18 protein-coding genes are annotated in these 22,207 nt (G+C 43.7%); 11 read left to right on the forward strand and 7 right to left on the reverse strand.

All coding sequences use genetic code 11. The features are described 5' to 3' along the window. Window positions 1–404 (forward strand): hypothetical protein (locus AC6H04_RS11940; RefSeq protein WP_497571886.1); only part of this gene is annotated, 404 nt, incomplete at its 5' end. Window positions 405–510: 106 nt separating this feature from the next. Here AC6H04_RS11940 and AC6H04_RS11945 read toward each other — a convergent pair. Beyond that, a complete protein-coding gene (locus tag AC6H04_RS11945; protein ID WP_497571974.1) occupies window positions 511–1,926 on the reverse strand; it encodes a C69 family dipeptidase in 1,416 nt (471 codons plus the stop codon). A gap of 178 nt (window positions 1,927–2,104) precedes the next feature. Between AC6H04_RS11945 and AC6H04_RS11950 the strand changes: the two genes are divergently transcribed. The 3 genes from AC6H04_RS11950 (at window position 2,105) to glpK (ending at window position 4,933) form a co-directional block, all read left to right on the forward strand. After that, window positions 2,105–2,998, forward strand: a complete 894-nt coding sequence (locus AC6H04_RS11950) for a YitT family protein (protein WP_497571887.1) — start codon at window positions 2,105–2,107, stop codon at window positions 2,996–2,998. A 62-nt stretch (window positions 2,999–3,060) separates the two neighbouring features. Continuing rightward, window positions 3,061–3,249, forward strand: a complete 189-nt coding sequence (thmT, locus tag AC6H04_RS11955) for a 2-hydroxymuconate tautomerase (RefSeq protein WP_098824198.1) — start codon at window positions 3,061–3,063, stop codon at window positions 3,247–3,249. A gap of 172 nt (window positions 3,250–3,421) precedes the next feature. Continuing rightward, window positions 3,422–4,933: a glycerol kinase GlpK gene (gene glpK / locus AC6H04_RS11960; protein ID WP_497571888.1), complete on the forward strand. Its 1,512-nt coding sequence runs from the start codon at window positions 3,422–3,424 to the stop codon at window positions 4,931–4,933. Between the two features lie 241 nt (window positions 4,934–5,174). On the opposite strand, the gene AC6H04_RS11965 is transcribed toward glpK, so the two are convergent. Next, window positions 5,175–7,301, reverse strand: a complete 2,127-nt coding sequence (locus AC6H04_RS11965) for a metallophosphoesterase family protein (RefSeq protein ID WP_497571889.1) — start codon at window positions 7,299–7,301, stop codon at window positions 5,175–5,177. A gap of 104 nt (window positions 7,302–7,405) precedes the next feature. On the opposite strand from AC6H04_RS11965, the gene AC6H04_RS11970 reads away from it, so the two are divergent. After that, on the forward strand, window positions 7,406–8,305 hold the full coding sequence (locus tag AC6H04_RS11970; RefSeq protein ID WP_497571890.1) for a helveticin J family class III bacteriocin: 900 nt from the start codon (window positions 7,406–7,408) through the stop codon (window positions 8,303–8,305). 74 nt (window positions 8,306–8,379) lie between these two features. Here AC6H04_RS11970 and AC6H04_RS11975 read toward each other — a convergent pair whose 3' ends face one another. Further along, the gene (locus tag AC6H04_RS11975) at window positions 8,380–9,189 is read right to left on the reverse strand and encodes a Cof-type HAD-IIB family hydrolase (RefSeq protein ID WP_497571891.1); all 810 of its coding nucleotides are present in this window, start codon (window positions 9,187–9,189) and stop codon (window positions 8,380–8,382) included. A 151-nt stretch (window positions 9,190–9,340) separates the two neighbouring features. Between AC6H04_RS11975 and AC6H04_RS11980 the strand changes: the two genes are divergently transcribed. Further along, complete coding sequence (locus AC6H04_RS11980) at window positions 9,341–10,693, forward strand: RsmF rRNA methyltransferase first C-terminal domain-containing protein (RefSeq protein ID WP_497571892.1); 1,353 nt, start codon at window positions 9,341–9,343, stop codon at window positions 10,691–10,693. Window positions 10,694–10,751: 58 nt separating this feature from the next. Here the strand turns inward: AC6H04_RS11980 and fni are convergent, their stop codons facing one another. The 4 genes from fni to mvk all read right to left on the reverse strand — a co-directional run bounded on the left by fni (window position 10,752) and on the right by mvk (window position 14,868). After that, on the reverse strand, window positions 10,752–11,792 hold the full coding sequence (fni, locus tag AC6H04_RS11985) for a type 2 isopentenyl-diphosphate Delta-isomerase (protein WP_497571893.1): 1,041 nt from the start codon (window positions 11,790–11,792) through the stop codon (window positions 10,752–10,754). Between the two features lie 4 nt (window positions 11,793–11,796). Then, complete coding sequence (locus tag AC6H04_RS11990) at window positions 11,797–12,870, reverse strand: phosphomevalonate kinase (protein WP_497571894.1); 1,074 nt, start codon at window positions 12,868–12,870, stop codon at window positions 11,797–11,799. Window positions 12,871–12,934: 64 nt separating this feature from the next. Then, entirely contained in the window at window positions 12,935–13,921 is a 987-nt protein-coding gene (gene mvaD / locus AC6H04_RS11995) for a diphosphomevalonate decarboxylase (protein WP_497571895.1), read from the reverse strand. Continuing rightward, the gene (gene mvk / locus AC6H04_RS12000) at window positions 13,921–14,868 is read right to left on the reverse strand and encodes a mevalonate kinase (protein ID WP_497571896.1); all 948 of its coding nucleotides are present in this window, start codon (window positions 14,866–14,868) and stop codon (window positions 13,921–13,923) included. The genes mvaD and mvk overlap by 1 nt, the downstream gene beginning before the upstream one ends. A 289-nt stretch (window positions 14,869–15,157) precedes the next feature. Here mvk and AC6H04_RS12005 point away from each other — a divergent pair, with 289 nt between their 5' ends. From AC6H04_RS12005 to AC6H04_RS12025, 5 genes are all read left to right on the forward strand, one after another. Then, complete coding sequence (locus tag AC6H04_RS12005; RefSeq protein ID WP_497571897.1) at window positions 15,158–17,986, forward strand: helicase C-terminal domain-containing protein; 2,829 nt, start codon at window positions 15,158–15,160, stop codon at window positions 17,984–17,986. Window positions 17,987–18,039: 53 nt separating this feature from the next. Next, complete coding sequence (locus AC6H04_RS12010; protein ID WP_497571898.1) at window positions 18,040–18,546, forward strand: cell wall elongation regulator TseB-like domain-containing protein; 507 nt, start codon at window positions 18,040–18,042, stop codon at window positions 18,544–18,546. A 27-nt stretch (window positions 18,547–18,573) separates the two neighbouring features. Beyond that, window positions 18,574–19,761 (forward strand): pyridoxal phosphate-dependent aminotransferase, encoded by a 1,188-nt coding sequence (locus AC6H04_RS12015; RefSeq protein ID WP_497571899.1) that lies wholly within the window; start codon window positions 18,574–18,576, stop codon window positions 19,759–19,761. A gap of 21 nt (window positions 19,762–19,782) precedes the next feature. Continuing rightward, the gene (gene asnS / locus AC6H04_RS12020) at window positions 19,783–21,078 is read left to right on the forward strand and encodes an asparagine--tRNA ligase (protein ID WP_497571900.1); all 1,296 of its coding nucleotides are present in this window, start codon (window positions 19,783–19,785) and stop codon (window positions 21,076–21,078) included. A 105-nt stretch (window positions 21,079–21,183) separates the two neighbouring features. Then, window positions 21,184–21,909 (forward strand): DnaD domain protein, encoded by a 726-nt coding sequence (locus AC6H04_RS12025; RefSeq protein WP_497571901.1) that lies wholly within the window; start codon window positions 21,184–21,186, stop codon window positions 21,907–21,909. The last annotated feature ends 298 nt before the right edge of the window (window positions 21,910–22,207 follow it).

Genomic DNA, 22,207 nt, shown 5'->3' on the forward strand with positions numbered 1-22,207 from the left:
TTTTTATGGCCGAAATATTTGAGTTCAAAGCTTTAAACTTGTATGCTGAAATTAGACAATATCCAACGAAAGAAGTGGTTGAGATGGCTGATAATCAATTAACACCACGACAGCAGCGACTTTTAAAAACACAGTTAGTCATACAGGGAAGTGCATTAGTTGTATTGGTGACGTTATTATTTAAAATGATATCGTCTAATTTTCGTCTTCTCACGGGTAAAAACTTAATGATCATGCTAGCTGTTATACTGATCCAATGGGGATTAAGTGCAGTTCTTGCTAAGATTCAAAATCAGGCTGGTCAATTTCAACATTTTGAAAAGCATTGGCTATCGCAGTTGTCTACCAGTTTTGAATTTGCATTGTTTCTAGTGTTAGGTGTTTATTTTTTGTTGCAAGTGTGAGTGGGTTTCACAACTTAAATTCCGATTATTCAAAAGAAACGCCAGCCTGACAGTGTGTCGGGCTGGCGTTTCTTAATTTGTAATCCTCAAATCTAGCATCACATTGTCACAAATTTAAATCCTGTTTGTAGCTTAACGGTGAAAATGCAGTGGCCTGTGTAATCAAACTCGCTGATAACTCCCGGTATTTTGTCAGTGCTAATTCGGCATTTTTCATACTTTCTTTTGTGAGCAATGCTGTTAGTTCTACGCCGTTTAAGCGTTGTGCTTTTTGATCTGTCTGGATGACGGAACGCGTAAACTGCTGATTCAGTTCTTTTTGAACTTGCTTTAATTGATCACCAAATTGCTTGTAGTGGGAATCAACCAATACACCGGTTTGCTTAAAGACCCAATAGGCACTATCGGCGCTATAAGTTTGTGGTGCACGTTGGTAATCAGCAGGTGTCTCCGTAATCCCCGCATAGAAGGGCACGTAAACACTTTGCGCTGATACACCCATTGCCAGCCAATGAATACCGGCCAGTTCAGGCTGCGAATATTGGCGTAATTGCAACACATGTGATTCTTGGGTTGTTGCTAAGCTAACCGGACGAAATCGTTTCCGTTCTTCTGGACTGCCAGTTCCGATTGGATCATACGGTGTTTCCTGGAAGTGAGAGCTTAGGAAAGCCTTGGCATCTTCAACTGACAATAATTTTTCTGCTTGACGAATAAACGGCATGTGATGGCTATTCGTTGCTTGTTCCGTACTTGGATTAAACATTTTTTGACCGTACCACACACGTGGGAGATTATAATAAGCGTCCATTTGGTTATTAGTTCCAAAAATTTCTCTGAAGTTAAATCCCTGACGTTGGGGGTTTAGTGCGTGTTCCTGTACAAATGCTTGAATGTTGGGATGCCACATAAAGTTGTCCGGGTCATCAAAATCAATGGCTTGAATCGCCATCTGGTTAGCGACCACGGCATAGCTGTCATCTGGAATTCGTTGCGCTACCCAATAATGCCCCGAACCAGTTTCAAAGTACCAGGCTTCTGTGCGGTCGGCAAATAAAATCCCGTTAGACTCAGAAGTGCCATAGTGGCTAATGATCGTGCCCAGTCGTTTCACGCCTTCACGTGCAGTTTTAATGTACGGCAGGGTAACGGTTATCATGGCTTCTTCACCGATGCCATCCTTCACTAAGGGATCAGCGGCTAAGACCCGATCGTTTGCATAGGTGCTTTCCGTAGCACTCATGGCAACACCATACTGGTTGATGCCATCTTCTTCGAATAAGCCATACTTATCCGTCCACTCTGGTGTTGCAGTGTATTTGTAAGCTACTTCTGGCAATGGCATTTTAAAACCATTATCAGTTGATTCAAAAGTAGCTTGTTTGGTGACGGTTGCTGGATGAACGACAAAGTGTTTTGGCCACGCTGGGCGCGAGTCCTCGTTTCGGCCAATCATCACTGATCCATCAACAGATGCTGCTTTACCGATTAAGATACTGGTACAAGCAGAGTAGGGTGTCATTGACATACGTATCCCTCCAATAATCAATTCTAAAAAGCATTCTATCACAGATTGGGTTGAAACATGTTATTATTATGCAGTTGTAGTGATCAAATGGCCTGAAGATGATAGGCAAACGTAAAAAAATATGATTAAATTAGTGCTGTGAGTTAAATTTTTTGAAGGGACGTTATTTTTTATGCAGGCTCTCATTGACCGAAAAGATTTTACGATCAAGTGTGCACTGATCGTTGGTTCGGCGTTTATTAGCGCAGTTGCCCTAAATTTCTTTTTAATTCCTGGCAATATTTTTAGTGCCGGAATCAACGGGGTTTCTCAAATTTTATCAATCTTGGCTCTAAAGTGGTTTCATCTTCGGATAAACACCGGTTGGCTGATCCTGATATTCAACATCCCAATCGGTTTATTAGGCTGGTTAAAAATCGGCCGAGGATTTACCGTCTATAGTTTCATTACTTCTTTTTTAACTTCCATTTTAGCGGTGACTTTACCGGTTCAAACACTCTCCCATAATCCACTGTTGAGTGCTTTATTTGGCGGTATTTTAACGGGCGTCGGCGTTGCTTATCCGCTGAAATACGGTTTTTCAACTGGTGGCATGGATATCGTTGCGGTAATTCTGGAAAAAACAACAGGTAAAACCATTGGGACGTTAATGATTGCGATTAACTTAGTCATTGTGTTAATCGCTGGTACCTTGGTCGGCTGGGAAAATGCCATGTATACGATTATTTCGTTATACGGGATGTCTCGGGTAGTAGATGCGATTCATACCCGCCACCAAAAACTGACGGCCTTTATTGTGACGACTGCGCCAGATGATGTCATCGACGGTTTGAAGAAGACGCTGATCCGCGGGGTTACCATTTTACCAGCTCAAGGTGCTTATAAACGGCGTCCTGGGGCGGTTTTAATGGTGGTGATTTCCCGGTACGAACTGTACGAGTTGGAACACGTGGTGAAAACGGTTGATCCAGGCTCCTTCGTTAACCTGGTTAGCACAGTGGACATTGAAGGTAATTTTTATGATGAAACAGAGCAGTTAAAGTTTAAACAGGGGAACACTGAATAGACTTGCTTGAAAACGGGAAACACGGTATACTTTTATCATCTTAAACAAGGGGGGCACTTATAATGCCAATCGTAAATATTGATTTGATTGCAGGCCGTTCACAAGAACAGCTGAAGAACTTAGTTAAAGATGTTACAGATGCTGTAACTAAGGATACTGGTGCACCTGCTGAACACGTTCACGTTATTTTGAGAGAAATGGCCAAGGACCGTTACAGTGTTGGTGGCGTTCTTAAGAGCGACGAAAAATAATTTTTGAGGGTGGACGAGCAGTCGTTGACCCTTTTTTTAACGGCTATTTGTAACCGATTACAGCACTGATACAAATGCTTTTTGAACAAATGTAGTTGGCTAATTCTTCGTTCTTAGGTATACTATAGGTTGATTAACTAACTTGAGAATGTAAACGAATGGAGACTTAACGATGAATGACGAACAGTACATAATGGCAATTGACGAGGGTACGACTAGTACACGTGCAATTCTATTTAACCGGGATGGTCAGATTGTAGGTCAGGCGCAACGTGAATTCACACAGCATTTTCCAAAGCCTGGCTGGGTGGAACATGATGCAGACGAAATTTGGAGTGCCGTCCAATCGGTCATTTCTGATGCTGTGATCAATGCCCATATTCAGCCTTACAAAGTGCGGGGAATCGGGATTACTAACCAGCGTGAAACGACCATTGTGTGGGATAAAAACACTGGTGAACCCGTTTATCACGCGGTGGTTTGGCAATCAAAACAAACGAGTGAGATCGCTGATGAGTTAAAGGAAAAGGGTTATGCCGATTTAATTCACAAAAAAACGGGTCTGGTGATCGATTCATACTTCTCAGCCACTAAGATTATGTGGATTTTGGACAATGTTCCTGGTGTTCGTGAACGCGCTGAGAAGGGTGAGCTTTTGTTTGGTACTATCGATACTTGGGTATTATGGAAGCTTACAGGTGGTCGAATTCACGCCACCGACTATACCAACGCCTCTAGAACCATGCTGTTTAACATTCATGATTTAAAGTGGGATGACGAAATTCTAGATCTGTTAAACATTCCTGCTAGCCTTTTGCCAGAAGTTCACCCGTCTTCTTACACCTACGGCTATACTGCAGGCTACACGTTCTTCGGCCTACAAGTGCCAATCGCCGGAATCGCGGGTGATCAGCAGGCCGCATTGTTTGGTCAAACTGCTTTTGAAAAAGGCTCGGTTAAAAACACCTATGGTACCGGTGCATTTATCGTGATGAATACGGGTACTCAGCCAACCTTGTCTAATAAGGGGCTGTTGACCACTATTGCATACGGGGTTAACGGTGAGGTCAACTACGCCTTGGAAGGTAGTATTTTCGTGGCAGGATCGGCTGTTCAATGGTTACGGGATGGGATGCGGTTGTTCGAACACGCATCCGAATCTGAAAAAATGGCTGTTGACGCGAAAACTACAAACGATGTTTACGTGGTGCCAGCCTTTACGGGTCTTGGTGCGCCATATTGGGATCAGGAAGTCCGTGGCGCCGTCTTCGGTTTAACCCGTGGTACGACTCGAGAACAGTTTGTTAGAGCGACACTGGAAGCCATTGCGTACCAGACCAGAGACGTTGTGGATACCATGGCAGCAGATACTGGTATCGACATTAAAACCCTTAGCGTGGACGGCGGAGCAGCGAATAACGACTTTTTGATGCAGTTCCAGGCCGATATTTTGGATACCCATATTCAACGAGCGGCAATTGCTGAGACTACCGCTCTGGGTGCTTCTTACTTAGCTGGCTTGGCTACTGGCTTCTGGAAGGATTTAGATGAAATCAAACGCATGCACAAACCAAGTGAAGAGTTTGACCCTCAGATGTCAGCAAAAGACCGTGAGAACTGCTACTCTGGTTGGCAGGCGGCGGTGAAAGCCACACAGTTATTTAAACCGAAAAAAAACTTGTAACATTTTAAATATATAAAAGGTGTAACATAACTCGGCAAATTCCAGAGTATAACACCTCAAAACGGCATCCCGATGTTCTTATCGGGATGCCGTTTTTGGGTGTTAGATGCCCGGAATCTGAGTTGTGAACCAGTTAAGGCTACATAAAGACCAAAGTAAATTCTAGAACGTGTTTTAGTCAAGAAACTAGCTAAATACTTACCCATATAGACTTATGGCAAAACCTCTTTTTGTATTTGATCTAATATTCAAAATAACCGCGAAAGCCATGCCAAATTTGATCAACTTGCTTATTTTGATTCTGGTAATAAAGGGCGTTGCCAGTTAGAGGCTTCGCATCGGGACGTTTCAAAATTTCTTTCAGCGTCCAATGCCTGGTATCAGTGCCATCACCAAATAAGCGATACTGCCAGTTACGAAGTTTACCTGCTCGATCACGCCAGCCATATCGTAAACGGAATAATTGTCGCTGCTTAGGATTGATAATTAGCACATCCCAAGCACCAATGGCGTTGTTGTCCAGCCGATTAGCTTTACGGCGGTCAGCAATATCGCTGGTCGTAGCGATCCAGTTAATGCCATCTTGGTGCGACCAGTCGTCCACGTGAGTATGCCCCGACATAACAGCGATAATTTGTTGCCGGTGTTTAATCAAACTACTGTAAACACGGGCGTAATCGCCCTGTTGGTTGTTAGCAAACCAATCGTAAGTCCAAAACGGGTTGACAGCTTGTCTATCAGTTGCAGAACGAATCGAATCATGGGTAAAAACAATCACTTGTTCGTCAGGTTTCAGCTGATCTAGGGTATTGGTGAACCAGGTCGCCTGCTGTTCAGCAATCCGTGAACGGCTATGACGAATATTTTGTAAGATACCGGTCCAATGAATGCCGTTTGGCTGGTCGTCATAATCACGGTCAAAATACTCGTCTGAGCACGAGTCGCGAATATCGAAGGTATTGAGCATGATGAGACTGACAGGTGTGTCAGGTACGTGATATTTGCCGTAGAAGTTATGTGAGTCGGCTAACCAGCTATTATTAAAAGTGTTTCGCAAATGTAACGCCGTTTGCTCGATCATTACCTGGTCAGTGCGATAACCGTTTAAATAGCGTGCAAACCCAGAGTTATCATCGTGGTTCCCCTGAGTGATGAAAAACGGTCGCTGACTTTGGCTCAAAGCAGATACTGCATCACCAGTGTCAATAATCGTTTGGTTAAGGGGCTGGTTGCCATCGACGAGATCACCGTTCATCACCAAGCCATCAAAAGCCTCTTTTCGCGCTAACTGACTGATCATTCTCAAATCATGCAACGTTCGTTGAGTACCGAGAGACTGGTGGGAATCGTAGTGTGTATCATTTATCAGACCAATGACGATTGAATCAGGTTGCCGCAACTGCTTAATGTTAGCGGCGATTTGTTGCAATTGCTGTTTTTCTAGGGGTGTGGCCAACTGTGATGCTGGCTTATTTACTCGATTAAATTCCCACGGTTCTCGTAGCCGAGAAACCTTTTTAGAACCCGTAATTTCCTTACCAAAATAATGCTGATGAGTTGGGTAGCGACTCATAAAAGGCACGTAGCCGTGTCGACCAGCGTGGGTGAGTTGTAACCAACCGCGATGAACATCAGCTAACTTACCTGTGTAATCGATAACTGAGTGCCGCTTAAGGTGACCAAGAATGGGAGCATTCAAATTAGGGGATTGGTAGATACTGACAGCCCGCTGATCGAAACGAAACCGACCATTCATTTTAAAGCATACTGATTCAACGGAGCGACTTGTAGGCTGTAAGTTTAAGTTTCCATTCTCTAAAACGCCATATCTTTTACCAGTTCGCTGGTCATAGTAGGGTAGAAATCCACGTTCAGTTTTGACATAGACAATACGCTCATTTAAAAAGATATTGCTATATACAATCTGGTCACCTGTATATAGCAGTGCTTTGTTTTTGCTCAGTGCTGTCCACTTTGGCAATGTTCGAAAAGCGAGCGGTTCGGCAGCAACAAACGTTCGTAAGTTGTTAGGAATTTTTGAATGGGGCGATGAGTATGTTGGTTTCAGTTTCTTGGCCGTTTTAATCTCAGATCCCCAGTTTAAGTTTGAGTCATGACCATATAAAATCCGCTGTCGGGTAGCAACACACAAATAGCTGTTTTCTAGCACCAGCCAATAGCGGCCATCACTTTTAATTTTTCCTTGATAGTGAATAACATGGTGAGCCGGATAAATGCGTAGTCGAGGACTTAAACTATTTGGCTGTTGTCGGCTGACTAAAAATCGATCTGGTTCGAAAGTGCCTGACTGAACTAATGGCTGGCCGTCGATTAAATAGTCAGTGAAGCGTTTCTTCTGATGTCTCAATGCTATCACCTCCGTTTGCCTTTCATATCTTATGGTATAATCAACCTAGTAATAATGCAGATAATAGTGGCATAATATTTGCGATGAAAAAAGGAGTTTTTTTGATGCAGTCAACGTTAGCTTATGAGATAAAAGGGTTGGAACAACAATCAGTCGTGAATGCTTTTTGCATGAGTGATGAGACGGCATACGTTGTTCAAACCGTTAATCAAGATACGGTTATTACGAAGTGCGACTTGGATAAGTCGAAGATCACTGCTGTAGCAACATCTGAGAGATTGATTCTGCCAAACTTGGTCAATGTGCATAGTTTGGCGTTGATCACTAGTACACCTGATCTTACGTTCATCCTTTGCGGACAGCCAGTTGATACTGATGGGCAAGTTAATGCGCCAGAGCTATGGTACCTTACGTTTGATCAAAACGATTCCACAGGACAATCGACACCCTTTAAAATAACGCACTTAGAAAGTGCTAACATCACGGGTACACCGTTGCCAGAACCAGTTATTGGGGCAGTTTCAGCACTGTCCAGTGATCGTAGTGAACTAACGGTCATGGTCTTGGACAAAGCTCAGCACATTCAGTGTACCGTCTTTAATCTTGACCAGGTGATTCGTTTGATTTGGCAAATGATTGAAAAGGGCGAAACAACCATCAAGGCTGGAGATTTGAGACTGATGGCTGCAGTATATCAATCATTTAAACCAACTGAAAAACAACTAGCTCCCGAAACTATTGGTAGCATTCAAAGCATTGCGTTCTCAAATGGCCGTGCACTATATGCCACCAAGAGTTACGGTGATCAGCGAGCCATTAGCAAGGGGTTCTGGTTATTAAAAAATGGGTTTCAGGATCAGCTGGTCGATAATTTATCAGCTGATACCCAACTGACAGGAATCATGCTCCTGGGGAAGTACGTTTACTTTGGTGCCTCACAATCTCAGTCAAATAACCAATTTGACAACCGGATATACCGCGTTGAAAAAAGCCTTTGGTCTTAACGGATTTAATACCGATAGCCTAGCATTGTTTGCAACGACAATGCTAGGCTATCCGTTCACTTTGATCAGGGTGTCTAAGCTAACTTAAGCGTTTTTGAAAGATAATCAGCCATCCCGTCTTGATCGTTATTCAGTTCAGTTACGTCATCAGCGATTGATTTTAACTGGGCAGTGGCATTCTTCATAGCAACTCCCGTACCAGCATAGTCAATCATTTCGTTGTCGTTGTGTTCGTCACCAAAAGCAATGACGTTTTGTCGATCAATATGATAATAATTAGCAAGACGTTCAACGCCAACAGCCTTTTGCACACCCTTAGCGCCTATTTCTAGTACGCTATTGGGTCCACCCCAAGGCGCTACATCGACAAAACTGCCGAAATGGTCCTCGATGTATTTTTGCAGCTGTTTTTGTAAAGGTCGGTCAACAGCAATGGTCATGCTCGTTGGATTTTGAGTTAAGGTAACGGGACTCAGTTGTTGATCTTGGGTCAAAACCGTTGGGAAAAAGCCGACTTGTGTTGATTCGTTTTGATGTGCCAAAAAGAGGTGTTTACCCTCAGCTGCAATCATTTGAATCTTAAATTCCTGCTGATGTTTCAGCAAATCCAAGACAATCTCACGGTCGAACGTATACTGGTATTCTAATTGCCAGTGCTGGTGAGGCATGTGTCCTAGGCTGCCGTTAAAATTAATCATGGGTGAAGTTAGCCCCAGTTGATCATAGTAGCTTTGAGAGAGTCGATTAGGGCGTCCCGTTACAATACTGACGATATGACCGGCTTTAATAGCCGCTTTAATGGTTGCCACGGTTTTTTTAGACAGTACGGCTTCATGATTTAAAGTCGTTCCGTCAAGATCCAGTGCGATTAGTTTTTGAGTCAATATAACACATCCGTTTCTTTGAATAATAGACTTAATTTAACATATTTGATGTGATGAGAGCAAGATTGCGCCCATGAAGGCCAATTGACCATGAAGTCCTGAAAAGGTATACTGCTTTCAGAGAATTTTTAAATAATGAAAGGGATCGATCATGGAATTACCTGTAGCGTTTAAAACAAAATACAAAAAATTACTGGGTGAACAAGCGGAGGCTTTCTTTGCTAGTTTTGATCAACCAGAAAACAGTGGTTTCAGAATCAACCCCATGCGTCCCAAGCCTGATGACTTGGATTTATCCGATCCCGTGCCATACACTCAGTGGGGTTACTACGGAAAAGTAGCCGGTCATAGCCTGGATCATCAAAGTGGGGCTGTATACAGTCAGGAACCCAGCGCCATGTTTGTTGGCGAAGTTGCTCATCCAAGCGCGGGTATGCGAGTACTTGATCTTTGTGCATCACCTGGTGGCAAATCGACTCACCTTAGCAGTTTTCTGCAGCAAACCGGGTTATTGGTCAGCAATGAAATCATGCCTAAGCGTGCTAAAGTCTTGGCCGAAAATACCGAACGATTCGGATTAAGCAACACCTTAGTCTTGAATGAGGATCCGGCTGCCATTGCCAAAGTTTTTCCGGTATTCTTTGACCAAGTCCTAGTGGATGCACCGTGTTCGGGTGAGGGAATGTTCCGTAAGGATCCTGATGCGGTGAGCTACTGGTCTACCGATTACCCAGCAGCCTGCGCGAAACGTCAGCGAGAAATTTTAACCGAGGCGGTGAAGGTGCTTAAGCCTGGCGGTGAACTGGTCTACTCAACGTGTACGTTTGCACCAGAAGAAGACGAACAAACGATTTCCTGGTTGCTGGAAACCTATCCACAATTTGAAGTGGTCCCCATCGAAAAAACGGCTGGTATCATTGATGCCAAACCAGAGTGGGGAAACGGCGATCCAAGTTTAAAGGGTGCTGCGCGACTATTTCCACACCTCATGAGGGGTGAAGGCCACTTTGTTGCAAAATTAAGGTTAAAGGAAGCCATTGGTGAGGGGCATAAATTTCACCCGCAGTCTTCGAACGTGTCTCGTGAGCAATCTCAATTATTTGAAGACTTTGCAGCCCAATACCTAAACTTCAAAGCGGATTCACATCAATTACTGGCATTTGGTGACCAACTCTATCTGATGCCAGAAGGTACACCGTCACTGAGAAAACTAAAAGTTGTTCGTCCAGGTCTGCATCTCGGTACGTTCAAAAAGAACCGTTTTGAACCCAGTTACGCCATGGCATTAGCGTTGCGTCCTGGTCAGTTCAAGTTTGAATCTGCCATCTCTGAAGATGACTGGAAACAAGTGGTACATGGCGATACCTTTACACGAGGTGACCTGCCAATCAAAAAGGGCTGGGTCCGGCTATTCTGCAATGGCCAGCCAGTGGCTTTTGCTAAAGTTGTTAATCAAACCGTTAAGAACTTCTTTCCAAAGGGACTACGGTTTAAAGCTGAATAAAAAAGTGTTTTAGCACATTTTTCCGTGCTAAAACACTTTTTTATTTTGTGTTCAATTATTACTCTAGTGAAATAAAACGTTGTCTCGCAAACGATTCCAGCTCTGGTGAGAAAACCATCGATTGCTTACGCAGATCTTTAACGGTCTCACTCCCCGTTAACAGCATCAATTGTTTGAAATCCCGGAGCCAGTGGATTAACCAGTTCTCCGTTGCAGCATAGTTAGTGGTAATCAAATGATGTAAAACTTCACCGGCCATGCCGGCGATATCAGCACCTAACGCTAGTGCTTTAATGGCATCTAGTGGTGTCTTAATGCCGCCACTAGCGATAATAACGGGACGACTGGATAATTTTCGCATTTCCAATAATGACTCAGGAGTCGTCAAACCCCAATCTGCCATGTAAGTCATTTCCTTTTCAGGTCGACGAAAATTTTCAATTTTGGCAAAACTTGTCCCACCACGGCCACTTAAATCAACGTATTGAACACCAATCGACATTAACTTTTGGACGGTTTTTGCGGTCATTCCAAAACCAACTTCTTTGATAATCACTGGGACATCAAGTTTGGCCACAATTGCTGCTAATTGATCCAGCCAGTAAAATTCACGGTCACCCTCGGGCATAATCGTTTCCTGAGCGGCGTTCACGTGAACCTGCAGCGCATCAGCTGAAATCATATCAACTACTTTTTGAGCATCTTCGACGCTGTGTCCGGCACCAATGTTAGCAATCACCATACCACTAGGGTTATATTTTCGGACCACAGAAAACGTAGCCGCTAATTCAGGTTCCTTTAGTGCCACACTTTGCGATCCAACGGCCATTGGCAATTGGGTTGCTTCAGCCAACTGTGCAAGCTGAGCATTAAACTGACCAGTTTGCGTTGAACCACCCGTCATCGCTTCAATCAAAATCGGATAGGCAATACGATGGTTCTGAAAGGTAACCGTGGAGTCAACGTCAGACAACGCTAATTCAGGCAAGCTCTGGTGAAGAATGCGAACCTGATTAAACGTGCTACTGTCGGCAGAACGGTGAAACTTTTCGGCCAACGATACGTGTTCATCTTTACGATGTGACTGCTGTGAGGCCATGCTATCACTCCTCTACGTCGTGAACGTTAAACTTTAAGGGAATAATTTTGTTTGCAGCCCATTTTTTGATCAACTGATTGAGCTGTTTATGAGAATCGACAATGGCAATCCCGCAGTCACCGCCACCCGCACCAGATGTTTTAGCAATCCCGCCGAATTCTTCAGCGATGTCACAAAGTTTCTTCAGCAATGGTGTTTCAATATGCGCGTGCGTGAACCGATCTAATTCATTCAATAGTTGACGATTAACCGCAATTTCAGTTTGAATGGCTTGTAAATCTTGATTTCTGAAGCCGTCGATCATCCGTTTTAAGCAGGCTTTACTATTGGTCAGAAAATCTTGATAGGCTTGCTGCCGTTTGGCCTTGTTCAACGCCACGCGGTCAACTAGGTGAGAGGTGGAAGCGGGCGAACCGGTCCAGCCAACCAGTAGTTTTAAATTCTTTGGTGGTGTCAGTAATTCAATATTTAAGCCTGGCCAGTCCATTGACAGCATTTCGGCAAAGTTATAGTTTTTCTCGGCTAACTTAAGCCAATCGCGGTCGAATGAATGATAAGCAATCCAGCCACCGTAAACACTGGCAGCAATGTCACCTAAAGACCCATTTCCTTGAACGTGGAAATGGGCGATAGCAGCTAATTTAAACAGCTTATCATGGTTGACGGGTAGTTCATAAAATTTGCAGAGTGCTTTGATGGTTGCAACTGTTACTGCTGCTGAGGAGCCTAGACCATACTTACGGCCATCTTGGCTGTCAAGGTCGCTTTCTACGGTTAAATGATAAATACCTAGCTCCTTGCCAAGGGTTTTAGCGTAGTCTTCAGTAACCTTAATGGCGGATAAAATATAGTGGAAGGGGTTGTCACGGTTATCAAAAACCATTTCACCGTCTTCTCGACGCCAGTAAATTGAATTTTCTTGATACTGACTTGAAACGATACTGCCGATTTGATCCGCAGACTGAATCGTGACCGTCACAAATTGATCCAAGGCAACGATGATAGCCGGGAAACCGGTCTCAACGACCGCGTATTCACCTGCAATATAAAGTTTGCCTGGGGCTTTCACAGAAATCAAAACATCATGTCCTTTCATTAGCAGACTAGAGTCGTACACTGCTAATTTTAAATAAAACTAATTATTAATCTGAAATTGAAATACCTGAACCTGGTCGGGTCACGAGTACATCTTCCTTACCGAATTCGGCTTGAAAATACTGTGCGATTCGCTCTGCATTTTCGCCCTGGCAAAGGATTTTGACGTTTGGTCCAGCGTCCATTGTAAAGTAACAGGGTATTCCTTGCAAACGTAACTCTTTGACCATGTTCATAGCTTTAATACTATCCGCATTGAAATAGGTAAAGTTAGGATCTGAACTCAGGGTCAAAGCGTGCATCCGCATGGCATTCTGTTCAGAGGTATGACCTAGTAATTCAAAGTCTTGATTTTGAATGGCAGTTTTAATCGTCTTAAAATCAGCTTGACTAGCGGAAATCCATTCAGAATAAAAGGGACTGGTTTCAACAGCCAGTCGCATACCCACTCGACTGGATATTTTCTTTTGTTTCGCCGTTAAAACCAGGGCCACCACCGCGATGTCCCAAGTTGGTTGCTCATCGATCGGATACGCAAATGAGGTTGCGTCATCATGACCTTGCTGCCAAGCAACAAAACCACCAAAGATAGAGCGGGTGGCTGAACCGGAACCCAGACGAGCCAATCTTGACAGGTCGCGCCGGTTTAAGTTTAGCCCGGCTGCCCGGCTAGCCGCACCAGCTAAAGCGGCAAAACCAGATGCCGAGGAAGCAAGCCCTGCTGCGGTTGGCACAAAGTTTTGCGTGTCGACTTTTGCGCCATAGTTGATACCAGCCAAATCACGCACATGATTTAAAAAAGTACGCACGCGTAAACTAGCGTGATCCGATAAGTGCTGGCCATCGAAAACGACCTCATCAGTTGCCAAGTCAGGTAAAAACTCAACGGCCGTTTGCGTGTAGAACTCGTCAAGGGTAATAGATAGACTGTCATTTTGCGGGATAATTAGCTGGTTGTCTAACTTACCCCAGTATTTAACTAGGGCAATGTTAGTATGTGCTTTCGCGATAATTGGATGATTTGCGATTACCATTATTTAGTTTCCTCACTTTTTAAGGGTTGAACCCACGATTGGGTAACGCCCTGATTAGCTAATGCTAACCGAATTCGTGTTGCGGTGGCTTCGTCTGGTGCCAGACAGATCATACAACCACCCATGCCGCCACCGGTTAATTTGGCTCCCAGGGCACCATGTTGATTGGCAACAGTGAGCATTTCTTCTAACCGCGGGTGGCTAACACCCAGCTGTTTCAGCAAAATCTGAGCGCGGTTAAAAATCGTCCCCAGTTCCGTTAATCGATCGTTAGCCAGGGCCGATTTAGCAGCGTGGGTTAGCTGGCCCAGCCCCCTGATTGCGTGATCAGCTAATGCTAAGTCACGCTTGCGCAGTTCGGCGACCGCTTGAACCGCCAAACCCGTTTGCCCGTGAATGCCACTATCTGCCACTACTAGGTAACCGTGTAGATGAAACGGAATAGCACTAGGTTGAGTACCCGATACAAACCAGATGGGGTTACTGGCACTAGCAGTAGCGACATCGATGCCGCTGGGGTTACCATGAATAATTTTTTCAGAAATATTTGCGTCAGACAATAGCTGTTCGTGTGAGAGCGGTTGTTCGAAAAAATGGTACAGGGCACGGATAATGGCCACCGCAGTCGCAGCCGATGATCCCATTCCTCGTTCAGCGGGGAGGTGACTATTAATGGTTAAATCAAAACCCACGTTAGATGCATCGAAACGTGCCAACAGTTCATCAATCAAGTGGTTAATACCCGTTAACTGTTGTGGGCCAGCATGTCTAGCGCCCGTATAATAGCGACTGATCAGCATTTGATCAGTGTCCTCACGAAGCGTTATCGTGACGTTTTCACGAACGGCTGGCAATGGCAATGCAATTGCAGGCTGGTGATAAACAACGCTGTGTTCACCAATTAATATAATTTTTGCGTGACTGCTGCCACTAGCCGGCGTATTCACTGAAATTGCTCCCCTCGAACATTTTATTGTAGACTTCAAATAATTCGTGTTTTTTAAATGATTACAAACACATGGTATCATACGACAAATAGCCAATTGTTACAAGAAAAGGCGAAAACTCATCATTATAAACCCGGTAAACTTAACGTATTTTTAAGAATGGTCAAGGCGGGCGGCCAATTCAAACCGGTTTGAAATTGTGCCAGCCATAAACGTCTGCTTCCGCCTGCGAACCAAGTGTAGTATGATAAACGGAGAAAGATAGATAATAGAGAATTTGGTGAAATTAATGGATGCAAATACAATTTATGCCGTTGTCGATATTGAAACGACCGGTACTAACGTTGCTGAAGGCAACCGAATGATTCAATTTGGGTGCGTCCTGGTACAAAATGGTAAAATTATTAACCATTTTAATACAGACGTTAATCCACAAACTTCAATTCCACAATCCATTCAGGCACTAACTGGGATTACCGACGCGCAGGTCAAACGTGCACCGCTATTTGACGACGTGGCCGGTACGATTTATAGCTTATTGTCCGATACGGTTTTTGTGGCACATAATGTCAACTTTGATTTTCCGTTTGTTAACGCCGAGCTTGAACGGGTGGGCTACCCCAGACTCGATATTCAAGCTATCGATACTGTCACGCTGAGTCAAATTTTGCTGCCCACAGTACCAAGTTATCGCCTGCACGATTTGACACAGTATCTCAGCATTGAACATGACCATCCGCATACTGCTAACGATGATGCGCTGGTTACTGGCGAACTGCTAATTGTGCTGTTTAAACGGATGCTGGAACTACCAATCGTCACGCTGCAGCAAATGGTGGCAGAGGATGCTGATCTCCCTCAAAATACTGCTGAAGTCTTTAAATGGGGACTAGCAGAAGTTCGCAAAAATCCTCGGAGCTTGCCAGACAATCTCTACGTTTCTCACGGGATTGCCTTGCGTAAAACGCCTGTTTTAACGGCAACGGACGATCGTGAGTACACTTATCCGCGAACTAAAAAAAATAAATTAAAGCGATTTCCCAAACACTTTGAATGGCGTGCAGATCAAGCCAAAATGATGAACTTAGTCTACCGACAATACACGGATGCGGAAACGGCCAATCAGCCACTGATTGTTGAGGCGCCTACTGGTACCGGCAAAACGTTAGGTTACGCCTTACCCATGGCATATTTGGCACAAAAGTTCGATAAGCAAGTGGTGATTGCTACCGATACCGTTTTGCTACAAAATCAGCTCATCAATCAAACCATGCCGTTATTGGAAGACATGCTCCCGTTTGAGATTCATGCGGAAGTGGTCAAGGGCAACGCACACTATCTGGATCTGTCACGGTTCAAAGTATCCCTGAGTCAAGCCGATCATTCTAAACAGACCCAGCTGATCAAACTGCGGTTGCTAGTTTGGTTAACTCAAACGACCACCGGTGATTTGGACGAACTGCATTTTAAAAATGAACCGCCATACTTAGACAGTGTTTATCATCACGGGATGACTGATTTAACCGATACTGATCCGTTTTACGAAGATGATTTTTTAAGACGACTGTATAAACGACTGAAATATACGCGCTTTATAATCGTTAACCACGCCTTTTTGATTCGGCATGCTGATTTACTAGGTGACGATTTTCACCAACCGTATTTAGTTGTTGATGAAGCGCAACATTTAGCTGATTACGCACTGAAAACTCAGCGGCAAAAATTTGATTTTCAAGTTTCACTTGCTACTGCTCGTCGCTTAATGGAGCTGCTAGACCCTGAGAACGAATACGGACTGAACGCCGCAACCGATGGGTTAACACTGAACGATGATTTGAATACCTTTTACCGCTGGTTAATTGAATTTAATCGTCAATTAAGTGCGTTAAGCGATTATTTGACCAATCATTTTAAAGCCCAATTTGGCGGTAAGTTCACCAAACCTTATAAAGAAATCGTGATTTCTGAAACCGATTGGGTGAACTTTCTTAACCAACGTAAGGGTTTGTTTGAACAATTAGATATTTTAGTCGGTAAATTTCAAGATGAACTGGCTAAAATCACGGATTCGTTTTATAAGCAATCTAACCGTTGGCTAAAAAGTGATGAAGAGTTATTCATGCGTTTTGGTCATGCGGTGAATGCCTTGACGGATGCATGGCAAACGCTGTCATCAATTCGGCTGGCTCCCCAGCATGAAGAGGCTGGGACGGGTAGCTACCTTTACTGGCTCACCATTAGCAATGATTTGACACATATTATGATTGCTTCAAATCTGATGACCGTCGAAGGGTTCCTATCACAGCAAATTTACTCGCACTTTCAAGCCCCGATGTTTACCGGAGCAACCCTCTTTTCATCAAACCGTTCTCAGTATTTATATGACCAATTAGACCTTGATAGAACGGCGGTTAAAATGAGACGGTTGAAATCTGATTTTAACTTCGAAGCTCAGGCTAAAATGTATATCAGCAGCGATGCGCCAGATATTAAAGAAGAAGACAAATATAATCAGTACGTTTCACAAACCTTAATTAAGGTTCTTGCAAAAGTTGATCGGCCGACATTGGTTCTCTTTAATTCTTTAGCAGCAATTGAATCGGTATACAGCTTACTAACTGACACGATTCATCCAAAAGAACGGCTGATTTTAGCTCAGGGTATTTCGGGTTCCAAAGAAAAGCTGATCAAACGGTTTATGGACGAAGATAGCGCTGTTTTGCTGGGAGCTGCCAGTTTCTGGGAAGGGATTGACTTGCCGCAGGATAAACTGCAGCTGTTAGTCATTGCACGCTTACCATTTGATTCACCTGATCAGCTAGAAACCAAAGTTCAGTACGAACGAATGAAAGCAAAGGGGAAAAACCCGTTTTATAATTTATCGCTTCCTAAGGCCACGTTGAGACTGCGTCAAGGTGTTGGTCGGTTGATTCGAACGCGCCAGGATTATGGGGTTGTCGTCGTTTTAGATAGCAGGTTAGTCACGCGTCATTATGGTCAAACGATTATCAAAACGTTACCGGCTAGTCTACCCATTATGACGGGGACTACGCCGCAACTACTCAGCGATATCACTAAATTTTTTAAAAATCACAAAAGTATCGGCCATCTCAGCTAAGATTTTGCTATAATTATTGGCAGTGACAACTGAAAGAAGGCGTATTAACGAACATGAGAAGGGAACATGCAAGCCGGCAGCATTTGGGTAATCGGGTTTTGCTCACTGTACTCGGCATAGTCGTGGTTTTGCTATTGTTGATCTTTGGGGGTATCCACCATGCGACTTCCCCAATAACGAAGGCGAAAGCTCAGTCGGTGCAGATTGCTAAAAAATATGCCGGTCTGAAAACTGATGACGGATTCTACTGGACGAATTTAAATCAAACCTATTACACGGTTGCCGGCAAGAATAATCGAAACCAGTCAGTGTACATTATTGTTCCCCAAAAAGGCGGACACGTGGTTGCGCTACAGCAATCCAGCGGGATGTCTCGTGACCAAGCTTTAAGCCGAATCTGGTCAACACAAAAGCCGAAAAAAGTCCTCTCAGCGGCACTGAGTGTCTTTAATGGTAACCCAGCATGGGTCATCAGTTACATGAATCAAAAGGGGCAATTGTGTTACGAAACGTTAAGCTTTAAATCTGGTAAGGTCTTACAATCTATCGAAAATATCTAATCTTACAGGTATCTAGGGGGCTATATTTTGAAAATCTCACAGCGTGCGCAACAGCTTCAACCATCGGCAACTATGAAAGTTTCTGCTCAAGCGAAGCAAATGATTGCTGACGGAATCGACGTGATTAACCTTGGCATTGGTGAACCTGATTTTGAAACACCCAAAAACATCGAGCAAGCGGCCATTGACGCAATTAGTGCCGGTAAAGCAAGCTTTTATACTCCAGCTGCAGGCATTCCGCAATTAAGAACTGCAGTGGCACAACGAACGAACAGAGACTATGGTTTGCAAGGGTTGACCGCCCAAAACGTTGCGATTACCACTGGTGCCAAAATGGCACTGTATAGTGCTTTTCAAGCCATTCTTGATCCTGGTGATGAAGTGTTATTACCAGAACCGTACTGGGTCAGTTACTCCGAACAAATCAAACTCGCCGGTGGTATTCCCGTTTCTGTGCCAGTGGGTGAAAGTTTTAAAGCAACACCGGCTGATTTGGAAGCAAAATTGACTGACAAGACGGTTGCTTTTGTGCTCAACAGTCCACAAAATCCAACTGGCGTTATTTATGATCAGCAGGAGCTGGCCGCATTAAACGACTGGACCAAACATCATGATCTAATGGTGATCACGGACGATATTTATGGTCAGTTGGTGTATAACGGTGCTAGTTTTACTTCCATTGCGCAGCTAGCTGATCAGTTAGATTCACGTATCATTATTATTTCTGGCGGGAGCAAAACGTACTCCATGACTGGTTGGCGGATGGGCTATGTCGTTGCTGATGAACGACTAATCAGTAAAATTTCCGCCTTCCTATCTCACGCCACTGGTAATCCAACTGCGGTCAGTCAGTATGCTTTACTGGAGGCTTTCACGGGTGATCAAACGCAGACTGAAGTGATGCGTCAGGCTTTTGAAGAGCGTTTAAACACAATTTATCCGTTATTAAATGACATTCCAGGGTTTGAATTAAAAGTTAAACCCCAAGGCGCTTTTTACCTTTTCCCAGATGTCAGCAAAGCACTAGAAATTACTGGTATTGCGTCTACTGGTGAATTGGTCAGCCGCTTATTGACTGAAGCTCACGTCGCGTTAGTTGACGGTTCTGCATTTGGCGTTAACAACCATGTCCGCATCAGTTACGCAACTGATCTAGATTCACTTAAAACAGCTATGGCTAGAATCAAGGCTTTCATGGTACAATTTAAAGACTAATTATTCATTGGGGGTTACATTGTGCAACAGATTAACATCATTAATGCCAAGGACCATGTTGACGAAAAAGTTAAGATTGGTGTTTGGTTGACTAACAAGCGTTCCAGCGGGAAGATTGCTTTCTTGCAGTTACGAGATGGTACCGCCTTTTTCCAAGGTGTTGTGCTGAAGAATAACGTTTCTGAAGAAGTTTTTGAACTTGCTAAAGAGCTTCGGCAAGAAACCAGCATGTGGATTACGGGTGTGATTCACGAAGATAGCCGTTCTAAATTTGGCTATGAAATTGCTGTGGAGGATATCGAAGTGATCGGTGAAAGCGAAGACTACCCGATCACGCCCAAGGAACACGGGGTTGACTTTTTGATGGATCACCGTCACTTATGGTTACGTTCATCACGTCCTCATGCAACCATGGTGATTCGTAACGAAGTCATCCGTGCCACTTATGAATTCTTCAATAAAGAAGGGTTCACTAAGATTGACGCACCAATTTTAACTGGCAGTGCTCCTGAAGGGACAACTGATTTGTTCCACACGGAATACTTCGACCGCGATGCCTATCTTTCACAATCTGGTCAACTATATGAAGAAGCCGGCGCAATGGCCTTTGATAAAGTCTTTTCGTTCGGACCAACTTTCCGTGCTGAAAAGTCTAAAACTCGTCGCCATTTGATTGAATTCTGGATGATTGAGCCAGAAATGGCCTTCATGCATCAAGAACAAAGCTTGGAAATTCAAGAACAATACATCGCTTTCTTAGTTCAAAACGTCATTGATCATTGCAAGGACGCTCTTGAAGTCCTTGGTCGCGATATTGACACGCTTAAGCAATACACGCAGTTGCCTTATCCACGAATCAGTTATGATGAAGCCGTTGAAATGCTGAAGCAAAACGGTTTTGATGTGGACTGGGGCGTTGATTTTGGTTCGCCAGAAGAGACTTTCTTAGCTGACCAATTCAAGCAGCCTGTGTTTGTGTTAAACTACCCTAAGGCCATCAAGGCATTCTACATGAAGGAACACCCAACGCGTAAAGACGTTGTCATTTGTGCGGACTTATTGGCACCTGAAGGTTATGGTGAAATCATCGGTGGTTCTGAACGGGCAACTGATTATGATTACCTTTATGACCAAATCATCAAAGCTGGCTTGGATCCTAAGGAATACAGCTGGTACTTAGATTTACGTAAGTATGGTAGTGTTCCTCACTCAGGCTTTGGTTTGGGTCTTGAAAGAGCCATTACATGGATCACTGGTGAAGACCACGTTCGGGAAGCTATTCCGTTCCCACGTTTACTCAACCGTATTTACCCGTAGACAATATATGTTTGAAACAGAAACTTCTCCAAAGCCGAATGTTGATGGCGCAATGGGGGAGTTTCTTCACGTTAGAAGTCGAATCAAAGGATTGGAGGGCAGCAGATGGACAGTTTTGCAAATGCCTTAATTAAATCTGGTCAGACAACGGTGGCAACACTGTTACTGGAGCACTATCGTGAATTAGGGATGAGTAACACTGAATTCTTAATCTACCTACAAATTAAAAGTTATAACGATCGTGGTATCAGCTTTCCACAGACTGAGACGATTGCTAAAGCGGTGGGGCTCACTGATAATCAAATTTTTCAGGAGCTGCACACCATGATTGGTAAACGGTTGATGCAGATTAATACGGTGCAGCAGCCTGGCCAGTTGGCACGAGATTCGTATGATTTTACTTTGCTGTACGAAAAACTCGCTCAGTATGTCAAAAAAGCTGAAACCCAAACTGTGACGAGTCGGGTTGATAATGATCGTGAAACCATTTTTAACCAAATTGAAACTGAATTTGGCCGACCACTATCTCCCATTGAGCTTGAGATGATTTCTCAGTGGCTTGATAAAGATCATTACCAAGTCGGAATTATTCGGCTGGCCTTGAAAGAGGCTGTGCTCAATCAAGTTTATAACTTAAAGTATATGGACCGAATCCTGCTTAGCTGGCAAAAAAAGCACCTGACAACGCCTGAACAAGTTCAGCAGGAACGCGAGCACCGTCAACAGAACCAGGGTGTTACAGGCGCAAATACGGCTAATAATAGAACTAAGAATCAAAAAAATTTACCTCACATTCCAATGTTTAAGATTGGTGAGAAGCCAAAAGAATAAGCAAAATGGATTGTAAATAAATTTATTGATACTCTAATAGTAAACAATCTAAGATTAGTTCTGATATTATTAATTGATGAAAATCGACTAATATCAGAACTTTTTTTTACACTGAAAGTGAAGTTAAGGACTGTGACATAAGTCTATATTGATAAAACTCTTGTCTGGTTTCTTAACTGAAAGGTAGCTATGGATTTACTCATGTGCGCCACTTTAATCTAGCCTAGGTATGCGTCACAACTCAAATTCCGGCCATTTAACCAAAGAAACGCCATCCCGACAAAATGTATCGGAATGG

It is taken from the genome of Secundilactobacillus sp. MJ173, assembly GCF_059704265.1.